A 10,138-nucleotide genomic window follows, 5' to 3' on the forward strand; every position below is an offset into this window, starting at 1 on the left:
GACATCTAACATGTCAGCCCATGGACGCACTGAGGCCCGTGGGCCGGACCCTTCTGCGCGACCGGGCGTACGAGGCACTGCGCGAGGCCATCGTGCGCGGCGACCTCGCCCCCGGCGCCCCGCTGAAGGACGCCGACCTCGCCGACCTCCTCGGGCTCTCCCGCGCGCCCGTGCGCGAGGCCCTGGCCCGGCTCTGCGACGAGGGGCTCGTCGAGACCAAGCCGCAGAGCTACACCCGGGTCACCCGGCCGGTCAGCCGGGTGGTCAGGGACGCCGCCTCCGTCGTGCGCGTGATGCACGAACTCGCCGCCCGCACCGGGGTTCCGCTGCTCGGCCCCGAGGGCGTCCGCACCATGCGCGAGGCCAACGAGCGCTTCGCGGCGGCCGTCCGCGACTCCGACGTCGAGGCCGCGCTCCGCGCCGACGACGAGCTCCACCAGGTCCTCGTCGTCGCCAGCGGCAACCACGCCGCCGCCGCCACCATCGCGCGCTACACGCCCCTGATCCGCCGCGTCGAGCGGCGGCTCTTCGGCGACTCCGGCAGCTGCGGCTCGGCCGAGCTGCACGCCCGGCTGATCGACGCGTGCGAGAGCGGGGACGCCGAGGCGGCGGTCCGGATCACCACCGAGATCTGGGCGGCGCTCGAACAACTCGCGGACGACGCCGTCGAGGTGGCCGAGGTCACCGGCATCCCGGCGCCCGCGGAACACCCGTAGCGCCTCCAGCCCCCCTCGAAGCCTCTTCACCCACCGGGAGCCGTCTTGCCGATCACCGATTTCGCACGCTATCCGCTCCTCTTCGGGCCCTCCCCGGTCCACCCCCTCGAACGGCTCACCCACCACCTCGGCGGCGCCACGCTCTGGGCCAAGCGCGAGGACTGCAACTCCGGTGTCGCGTACGGCGGGAACAAGACCCGCAAGCTGGAGTACCTGGTCGCCGATGCCCTCGCCCAGGGCTGCGACACGCTCGTCTCCATCGGCGGGGTCCAGTCCAACCACACCCGCCAGGTCGCCGCCGTCGCCGCCCGGGCCGGGCTTGCCTGCGTCCTCGTGCAGGAGAGCTGGGTCGACTGGCCGGACCCCGTCTACGACAAGGTCGGCAACATCCTGATCAGCCGCCTCGCCGGCGCCGACGTCCGCCTCGTGCGGGCGGGCTTCGGCATCGGCTTCAAGGAGAGCTGGGAGCAGGCCCTGCGGGAGGTCGAGGAGGGCGGCGGGAAGCCGTACGCGATCCCGGCGGGAGCCTCCGACCACCCGCTCGGCGGTCTCGGCTTCGCGAACTGGGCGTACGAGGTGGCCGAGCAGGAGCACGAGCTCGGCGTCCACTTCGACACGGTGGTCGTCTGCTCGGTGACCGGCTCCACGCAGGCCGGAATGGTCGCGGGCTTCGCCGCGCTCGCCGAGGAGGGCGGACCGGCCCGCCGGATCATCGGCGTCGACGCCTCGGCGAAGCCCGGTCCGACACATGAGCAGATCACCCGGATCGCCCGCGACACCGCCGCGCTCATCGGCGTCGAGCGCGAGGTGACCGCGGCCGACGTCGAGCTCGACGAGCGCTACCACGCCGGCGTCTACGGCCTCCCGGACGAGGCCACCCTCGACGCGATGCGGCTCGCCGCCCGCACCGAGGGCATGATCACCGACCCCGTGTACGAGGGGAAGTCGATGGCGGGCCTGATCGATCTGGTGGAGCGGGGAGAGATCGGCCGGGACTCGACCGTTCTCTACGCCCACCTCGGCGGTCAGCCCGCCCTCAACGGTTACAGCGCGCTGTTCTCGTAAGGGAGGGGCAAGACACCCCCTAAGTGCTGAGCCCGCCGCTCAGAGCGACTGGGCGGCGGGCTTCACCATGCCCCGGACCGTCCGCGACTTCACGAACTCGCCCATCGCCGTCATCTCCCACTCACCGGTGAACTGCTTGATCAGCTTGGCCATCATCACGCCCGTCTGCGGCTCGGCGGTGGTGAGGTCGAAGCGGACCAGCTCCTCGCCGGTCGCCGCGTCCATCAGCCGGCAGTAGGCCTTCGCGACCTCGGTGAACTTCTGGCCGGAGAAGGAGTTGACCGTGAAGACCAGGCCGGTGGCGTCGGCGGGCAGCCGGCCGAGGTCGACGACGATCACCTCGTCGTCGCCCGCGCCCTCGCCCGTGAGGTTGTCGCCGGAGTGCTTGATCGAGCCGTTGAGGATCGACAGCTTGCCGAAGTAGCAGCTGTCCAGGTGGTTGCGCTGCGGCCCGTACGCGATGACGGAGGCGTCCAGGTCGATGTCCTTGCCGCGGTACGCGGGCTCCCAGCCGAGGCCCATCTTGACCTGGGAGAGCAGCGGCCGGCCGCCCTTGACCAGGGACACCGTCTGGTTCTTCTGGAGGCTGACCCGGCCCTTGTCGAGGTTGATCTTGCCGGTGGAGACGGGGGCCGCGGCGGGGGCGGCCGGGGGAGCGGCCGGTGCCGGGGGCGCCGAGGCCGCGATCCGCGGGTCCAGCGGGGCGGTGACGGGCGGCGCGGGCGGGGCCGGCGGGGCGACGGGAGCCGGGGCGGGCGCCTGGGCGGCGGCGGGCTCGTCGTCCACGGAGACGCCGAAGTCCGTCGCGATGCCGGCCAGCCCGTTCGCGTATCCCTGGCCCACGGCGCGGGCCTTCCACGCGCCGTTGCGCAGATAGATCTCGACGACCACCAGCGCGGTCTCCGTGGCCAGCCGCGGCGGGGTGAAGGTGGCGAGGACGGTGCCGTCGTCCGCGTTCCGCACGGTCGCCGTGGGCTCGATGCCCTGGAAGGTCTGGCCGGCGGCGTCGGGGCTCGCCGTGACGACGATCCTCTCGATGCCGGCCGGGAGCGCGCCCGTGTCCACCACGATCGCGTCGGGCGCGGTGCCGCCGCCGGAGCGGTAGGTCACACCGGGCCCGGCGGGCTGGTTGTAGAAGATGAAGTCGTCGTCCGAGCGCACCTTGCCGTTGGCGCCGAGCAGCAGGCCCGAGACGTCGAGCCGCACCGGGGCGGCGACGTCCACCGCCACGCGCGCGGCGGTGAGAGGGATGTTCGAGCCGGGGGTCATAGCGGTCATGCCAGGGGTAACGATCCGGACGGCTTTGCCGTTCCCTTACCCTCGCCGGGTTCGGCCACTTTGGTTACGCGGATGGTTCCTGGCCTGCCGCTCGTTGCCGAAGCGGTACGCGCCCGTCCACCGGGCCATGACCAGCTGGGCGTCCCCCGCCTCCACCTCCGCGAGGAACTTCTCCGCCCGCCCGCCGCGCAGCACGCCCGCGGCGCGTCCGTGGTGGGTGAGGACGACGGAGCCGTCACGGCGGCGCTCGTAGGTGAATCCCTGGGGTCTCGGCATGCCGGGCATCCTGCCGTTCCCGGTCAGATCCGTCATATGAATATTCTTTCGACCCATGGGGACAGTGGGCGGGAGTTCGTTCCGCACGGAGGACGTCGACGAGGCGCGCGAGGAGCTCGACGCGCGCTACTACGCCAACCGCATGGACGTGGTCGACCGGCAGAGGCCCTTCGCGGCGCGCTTCGACACCGTCGCCCTCGGGCCGCTGGTCATCGGCGACCTGAGCTGCGGGACCGACGTGCGGATGAGCTTCGGGGAGCTCGGCGCGTACCACCTGAACGCGCCGCTCAGCGGCCGGATGGAGATGCGCCAGGGCAGCCGCACCGGGATCGTCGCGACGGCCACCGAGGCACTGCTCCTCGACCCGGCGGGGGACACCTTCCTCGACCGCTGGAGCGGGGACTGCCGGACCCTCTCCGTGAAGATCGGGGCGGCCGAGCTGAGCGACCGCCTGGAACGGCTCCTCGGCCGCCCGGTGAGCGGTCCGCTCGCCTTCGCGCCCCGCCTGGACATCTCGCGCGGCCCCGGCCTGAGCTGGGTCCGCTTCGCCCGCCAGGTCGCCTACGAGGCGCTCGCGGGGGAGGGGCTCGCCCACCACGAGCTGGTGGCGCGGCCGCTCCAGGAGGCGCTGCTCAACGGACTGCTCCTGGCCGCCGAGCACCCCTGGCGCGAGGCGCTCGCCCACCCGGCGGAGGCGCGCCGCCCGGCGCCGGTCAAGCGCGCGATGGACGCGGTTCGGGAGCGCCCCGAGCACCCGTTCACGACCACCGAACTCGCGGCCCTGGCCCGGGTGAGCGTGCGCCGCCTGCAGGAGTCCTTCCGGGAGTACGTGGGGATGTCGCCGATGGCGTACGTGCGGGAGGTCCGTCTCGACCGGGTGCGCGAGGAGCTGCGGGCGGCCGCACCGGACGAGCTGACCGTGAGCGAGGTGGCCTGGCGCTGGGGCTTCGCCCACCAGGGCAGGTTCGCCGCCCGCTACCGCGAGAAGTACGGCGAGTCCCCGTCCCGGACCTTGCGGGCGTGCGGTTGACCCGGCGTCCGGGCGTCCGGGGGAGGGGCGAGCGGGGCGCCGCGTGAGCGGACCGCGCAATCCGGACAGAGGCCGCGTTCGGCGGCTCGCGATGATCTTCGTCCGCGTTTAACGTGGACAAGTCCGGTCTGCCAGCGCGCACCCGTGACCCGGGCCCCGGCCGGCTCCCCCGTTTAAGTCCGGCCGGGTCCTGTGTACGTCCGCCCCGTCCCGGTGGCGAAGGTCAGTGCGGCCAGCGCGGCGGGTCCACGCAGAAGTGGCCGCCCAGGTAGAGGTCGTCGGCACTGCCCTCCTCGGGAAGTCCCTTGTCGGCGACGATCTTCTCCGCGTAGACCTCCGAGTCGTCCTGCGGGTCGTAGCCGAGGGCCCGGGCCGTCGAGAGGTCCCACCACGCACGGGTGTTGGCGGAGGAGCCGTACGCCACGGTGTGGCCCACGGACTCCGCGGTGAGCGAGGCGTGCAGGAGGCGGGCGCAGTCCGCGGGGCTGAGCCACATCGAGAGCATCCGCACCGAGGTGGGCTCGGGGAAGCAGGAGCCGATGCGCACGGAGACCGTCTCGATGCCGTGCAGGTCCCAGTAGAGCTGGGCCAGGTCCTCGCCGAAGCACTTGGAGAGGCCGTAGAAGGTGTCGGGGCGGTGCGGGGTGTCGACCGGGACGACCGGCTCGCCCTCGCGCGGGCGGCGGGTGAAGCCGACGGCGTGGTTGCTGGAGGCGAGGACGACGCGCCGGACGCCCTCCTCGCGGGCGGCCTCGTAGAGGTTGTACGTCCCGGCGATGTTGGCGGCCATGATCTTGTCGAAGTCGGCCTCCAGGGAGATCCCCGCCAGGTGCACGACCGCGTCGACGCCCCGGACCGCCTCGCGCAGCGCCGTGCGGTCCGCGAGGTCGGCGACGACCGCGTCCGGCGCCCCTTGCACGGGGGCGACGTCCAGGAGGCGGAGCTCGTAGCCGTACGGGGGCAGCAGCTCCCGCATCAGCGTGCCGACGCCGCCGGCGGCGCCGGTGAGGAGGACGGTGCGGGGTGCGGACATGGAGTGGTTCTCCTCCGTCGAGTGGCGTCGATTGCCATGCAGATGGGTGTCGTTCACAACCGTGGACACGGTAGGGAGCGGTCCGACGGAGCGTCAAGACTCCGTCATACGGCGTGTTCTCTTCTTGACCGGCCCTTCCGGGCTGTTCTAGCGTGCAGCACGTCGGTGTTCAAGAATATGGATGACAGTCAGAACTGTGCACGACTGTGCAGAGGGACGGCTGTACGCGACGGACTTCCTGGGAGCCTCCGTGACCACTGCCCCGCTCGCCGGCCGGCTCGACGGCCTGCTCTTCTTCCCCGTCACCGCCTTCGGGCCGGACGGCTCCCTCGACCTCGACGCCTTCCGCGCCCACGTCCGCGCGGGCGTCGACGCGGGCGCCGCGGCCGTCTTCGCCTGCTGCGGCACGGGCGAGTTCCACGCCCTCACCCCCGAGGAGTTCCGGATCTGCGTCGCCGCCGCCGTCGAGGAGGTCGCGGGCCGCGTCCCCGTCGTCGCCGGAGCCGGCTACGGCACCGCGCTCGCGATCCAGTACGCGCGGCTCGCCGAGGAGGCCGGCGCCGACGGGCTCCTCGCCATGCCCCCGTACCTCGTCGTGGCCGACCAGGCCGGGCTGCTCCGCCACTACACCGAACTCGCCGCCGCCACCTCGCTGGACGTCATCGTCTACCAGCGGGACAACGCGATCCTCACCCCCGAGACGGCCGTCGCCCTCGCCCGCACCGACGGCGTCATCGGCCTCAAGGACGGCCTCGGCGACCTCGACCTCATGCAGCGCATCGTCAGTGCCGTCCGCTCCGAGGGCCTCGACCTGCTGTACTTCAACGGCCTGCCGACCGCCGAACTCACCGGCGCCGCCTACCGGGGCATCGGCGTCACCCTCTACTCCTCCGCCGTCTTCTGCTTCGCCCCCGACCTCGCCCTCGCCTTCCACCGGGCCCTCACCACCGGCGACGACGCGACCGTGGACCTGCTCGTCGACGGCTTCTACCGGCCGCTCGTCGAACTCCGCGCCCAGGGCCGGGGATACGCCGTCTCGCTCGTCAAGGCGGCCGTACGGATGGAGGGTCTGGACGTCGGAGGCGTACGGCCGCCGCTCAGCGAGCCCGCCCCCGAACACCTCGCGGAGCTCGCCCGGCTCATCGAGCGCGGCCGGGCCCTCCTGAAGGAGGCCGGAGCGTGAGAACGGCGGCCTTCCTCTACCCCTGGGACGTCGACGGCGACCCCGCCGCGCCCGGACTCCTCGCGGAGCTGGGCATCGCACAGGTCACGCTCGCCGCCGCCTACCACTCCACCCGGGCGCTCAGCCCCCGCCACCCGGCCCACCGGATCGTCACCGCCGAACACGCCGCCGTGCTCTACCCGCCGGACCCGGACCGCTGGGCGGGCCGCGCGCTCCGCCCGTACACGGCGGGGGACTGGGCCCCCGGGGACTCCTACGGCCGGGCCGCCGAGGCGCTCGCCGGCACCGGGCTCGACGTGCACAGCTGGGTCGTCCTCGCCCACAACTCCCGGCTCGGCGCCGAGCACCCCGAGACCTCCGTCGTCAACGCCTACGGCGACCGCTACCCCTGGGCCCCCTGCATCGCCCTCCCCGACGTCCGCGCCCTGCTCGTCGACCTGGCCGCCGAGGCCGCCGTACGCCCCGGGGCGGCCGGCACCGAGCTGGAGTCCTGCGGCTGGTACGGCCTCGCCCATCTCCACGCCCACGACAAGACCTCCGGCGTCCCGCTCGGCGACCGCGAGCAGTACCTGATGTCCCTCTGCTTCTGCCCCTCCTGCCGCGAGGGGTACGGGAACGGCGGCGCCGACCCCGATGAACTGGCCGCCGCCGTACGCCGGGCCCTCGCGCCCGTCTGGGCCGGCTCCGGACCGGCGCTCGGGCTCGGCGACCTGGAGGCCCCCGTCCTGGCCTGGCGCTCCGGGACCGCCCGCTCTTTCCAGGAGGCCGCCGTGGCCACCGTACGGGCCGCCGCCCCGCCCGGCTTCCGCGTCCTGCTGCACGCCGACCCCGACCCGTACCGCTGCGGCGCCGACGCCGGCACGGACCCGGCCCACGTCCTCGCCCTCGCGGACGGCGTGGTCGCCCGCCCCCCGAAGGTCGCCTCCTTCGCCGCCCACGCCGGCCCCGGCAGGGTCGTCGCCGCCAATCTCTCCGTCGTCACCGGCATGGGCGGCGCCCCCGACCACCTGGCCCGCGACGCCGAACGGGCCCGGGCCGCGGGCGCGACCGAACTGCGGCTCTACCACGCGGGACTGGCCTCGGACGCGGACCTGGACGCGGTCCGTACGGCGCTGCTCAAGCTGGACATCCCCTAGGGCGTGCGGCGTTCTGCGCGCAGGCGGCGCACGGCCAGTGCGTAACCGATCCCCGCGATCAGCGCGGTGAAGAGGCAGACGACCAGGACGGCCATGGCCACCCAGAGGAACCGCCGAGCACGTCCCCTGTGGTGGAGACCTCTCCCCGCTCGAACTCGCAGACGACGGACGGGGGAAACGCCTCGAACCGCGATCCCGTCGGCGTGCCCGGCCCCTCGGTCCAGCCCCGACCGCACTCGTCGTCGGCGTTCAGCGTGCCGAACAGAGCCAGCGCCGAGCCGATCCCCGTGGCGACGAGCGCGCCCCTGAACACCGCCCACAGGCGATCGGTCCGGTAGCCGCCGTGCGTCGGTGTGTGCGACATCCGCGCACCCTAGTCGATGCGCGTCAACCGGCTTGCTCCCGGCGGGCGTTCAGCAGACGCAGGGCCGAGGCGCGGGTGGCGGCGACGTGGGCGCGGGCCAGGGACTCCGCGGCGGATTCGTCGCGGTCGCGGACGGCCTCGTAGAGCCGTTCGTGGGCGCCGCACATCGGTTCGCCGTCCGCATCGGCGGAGGTGAGCCGGAAGAGGCGGCGCAGGCGGGAGTCGAGCGGGGCCATCAGGTCCACCAGCAGGGGGTTGCCGGAGAGCTCGACGATCCGCCGGTGGAAGTCGGCGTTGAGGGAGACGGCCTCGCGGAGCCGTCCCGACTCCGCCGCCCGCCGCGCCCGGGCGAGGAGCTCCTCCATCGCGGCGAGGTCCTCGGGACGCGCGTGCCGGGCGGCGAGGCGGGCGGCCAGGCCCTCCAGGTTCTCCCGTACGTCGAAGAGGTGCGCGGCGTCCTCCGGGCCGAAATCCGTCACCACCGCACCCCGGCGCGGCTGCACGGAGAGGAACCCCTCCGACTCCAGCCGCTGCATCGCCTCGCGCACCGGCACCCGGGAGACCCGCAGCTCGTCGGCGATCTCCCGCTCCACGAGCCGCGTCCCCGCCGCGTACTCCGCCTCGATGATCCGCTCGCGCAGCTCCGCGTAGACCCGCTCCCGCAGGGACGGGTGGGTGTCCCCGGCGGCGGAGCCGCGGGGGGCGGGGCGGGGGGCGGTCATGGGAAGGGCTCCAGTCCGGCGGGGTCGGGGCTGCCGCCGCTGCCCGATCTTCGCAGACCGGCGGGGCCGGCCCGTCAGACCAGGCGGCCGTCCCTCGCCACCACCCGGCCCGCGCGGACCACCAGGTCGCGGCGGGGGCGGTCGACCACCACCTGGGGGAGGCACTCGCCGTCGACGAGCATGAAGTCGGCGGGGGAGCCCGGGCGCAGGTCGGCCTTCGGGAGGCCGAGGAGCTCCGCGCCGCCGTCGGCCGCGAGGCGGAAGCAGGCCTCCAGGTCCTCGTCGAGCCGCGCGTCCAGGGCCCAGCCGGCGAGCCAGGCGCGGTGCAGCATGTCCGCGTCGCCGAACGGGCTCCAGCTGTCCCGCACCCCGTCCGAGCCGAGCCCGACCCGGACCCCGCGCTCCGCGAGGCGCCGGAAGGGCAGGATCGTCGTCTCCGACAGGGCGACCGTGGTGAGGGAGATCCCGGCCTCCGCGAGCAGGTCCGCCGTCTCGTCCAGCTCCCGTGCGGCGAGGCCCGCGACCGCGAAGGCGTGCGCGACGCTCACCCGGCCCTGGAGGCCGAGGGCCCGGGTGCGGGCGGCGATGTCCCGCAGCGGGGCGAGGCCGCGCTCGCCCCGGTCGTGGAGGTGGATGTCGAGCCCGAGGCCGTGCCGCTCGGCGAGCGCGAAGACCGTGCCGAGCTGATCCCCCTCCCCGTCCCCTTCCGCGTCGAAGCCGGCCGGGTCGATGCCGCCGATGTGCGTGACGAGACCGCTCGCGGCGGCCTCCGCCAGGAGCTCGGCCACCCCCGGCGTGCGGACCACCCCGTGCTGCGGGAAGGCGACCAGCTCCACGTCGACGATCCCGGCCAGCTTCCCGACCGCCTCGGCGACCCCCTCGATCCCGGAGAGGCCGTAGGCCGGGGCCACGTCGGCGTGGGCGCGCATCGCCCGGGTGCCCTGGGCCGCCGCGTGCGACATCAGCCGCAGCGCCCGCTCGCCCACCGGGGCCGGGAGCGCGCGGGCGAGCTCCACGTCCCCGGCGACGTAATCGGCGATGCCCTGAGCCGGCCGCCTGCTGTGCCAGGGCTCGCCCCAGGACGTCTTGTCGGGGTGGATGTGGGCGTCGACCAGGGTCGGCAGGGCCAGCCGGCCGCCCCCGTCGACCCGCTCGACGACGGCGCCCGGCGGGACCTCGGCCACGAGCAGGCCGTCCACGGCGATCAGCTCGCCGGCCGGGCCCCCGGAGGGCAGCCGTACGTCGTGGAACACGGTCGCGGTGCCGATCGGCTGCGGCGGGGTCGTCACGGGGTCTCCTCGGGGCTTCGACGGTCTGGTATACCAGCTCTTGGTA

The 10,138-nt window shown here is 74.1% G+C and carries 10 protein-coding genes; 5 read left to right on the top strand and 5 right to left on the bottom strand.

The features are described 5' to 3' along the window. Positions 1–20: 20 nt before the first annotated feature. The gene (locus SGA01_RS23865; protein ID WP_141298442.1) at positions 21–716 is read left to right on the top strand and encodes a GntR family transcriptional regulator; all 696 of its coding nucleotides are present in this window, start codon (positions 21–23) and stop codon (positions 714–716) included. Between the two features lie 45 nt (positions 717–761). Then, positions 762–1,781 carry a 1-aminocyclopropane-1-carboxylate deaminase gene (locus tag SGA01_RS23870; RefSeq protein WP_141298443.1) on the top strand — a complete coding sequence of 340 codons (1,020 nt, stop codon included), beginning with the start codon at positions 762–764 and terminating at the stop codon, positions 1,779–1,781. Between the two features lie 39 nt (positions 1,782–1,820). Here SGA01_RS23870 and SGA01_RS23875 read toward each other — a convergent pair whose 3' ends face one another. Both SGA01_RS23875 and SGA01_RS23880 read right to left on the bottom strand, forming a co-directional pair. Beyond that, complete coding sequence (locus SGA01_RS23875) at positions 1,821–3,059, bottom strand: TerD family protein (protein WP_174867441.1); 1,239 nt, start codon at positions 3,057–3,059, stop codon at positions 1,821–1,823. A 36-nt stretch (positions 3,060–3,095) separates the two neighbouring features. Next, positions 3,096–3,335, bottom strand: coding sequence for a hypothetical protein (locus SGA01_RS23880; protein ID WP_141298444.1), 240 nt, complete (start codon positions 3,333–3,335; stop codon positions 3,096–3,098). 55 nt (positions 3,336–3,390) lie between these two features. Between SGA01_RS23880 and SGA01_RS23885 the strand changes: the two genes are divergently transcribed. Beyond that, entirely contained in the window at positions 3,391–4,365 is a 975-nt protein-coding gene (locus SGA01_RS23885; protein ID WP_141298445.1) for an AraC family transcriptional regulator, read from the top strand. A 223-nt stretch (positions 4,366–4,588) separates the two neighbouring features. Here SGA01_RS23885 and SGA01_RS23890 read toward each other — a convergent pair whose 3' ends face one another. Next, complete coding sequence (locus tag SGA01_RS23890; protein WP_141298446.1) at positions 4,589–5,398, bottom strand: NAD-dependent epimerase/dehydratase family protein; 810 nt, start codon at positions 5,396–5,398, stop codon at positions 4,589–4,591. Positions 5,399–5,648: 250 nt separating this feature from the next. On the opposite strand from SGA01_RS23890, the gene SGA01_RS23895 reads away from it, so the two are divergent. After that, positions 5,649–6,581, top strand: coding sequence for a 5-dehydro-4-deoxyglucarate dehydratase (locus SGA01_RS23895; protein ID WP_141298447.1), 933 nt, complete (start codon positions 5,649–5,651; stop codon positions 6,579–6,581). Then, positions 6,578–7,717 (top strand): hypothetical protein, encoded by a 1,140-nt coding sequence (locus SGA01_RS23900; protein WP_141298448.1) that lies wholly within the window; start codon positions 6,578–6,580, stop codon positions 7,715–7,717. The genes SGA01_RS23895 and SGA01_RS23900 overlap by 4 nt, the downstream gene beginning before the upstream one ends. A gap of 387 nt (positions 7,718–8,104) precedes the next feature. Here SGA01_RS23900 and SGA01_RS23905 read toward each other — a convergent pair whose 3' ends face one another. Next, on the bottom strand, positions 8,105–8,803 hold the full coding sequence (locus SGA01_RS23905; protein ID WP_141298449.1) for a GntR family transcriptional regulator: 699 nt from the start codon (positions 8,801–8,803) through the stop codon (positions 8,105–8,107). 74 nt (positions 8,804–8,877) lie between these two features. After that, the gene (locus tag SGA01_RS23910) at positions 8,878–10,092 is read right to left on the bottom strand and encodes an amidohydrolase (protein ID WP_141298450.1); all 1,215 of its coding nucleotides are present in this window, start codon (positions 10,090–10,092) and stop codon (positions 8,878–8,880) included. Positions 10,093–10,138: the final 46 nt, after the last annotated feature.

Origin of the sequence: Streptomyces gardneri (genome assembly GCF_006539185.1) — a bacterium.
Lineage (GTDB): Bacteria > Actinomycetota > Actinomycetes > Streptomycetales > Streptomycetaceae > Streptomyces > Streptomyces gardneri.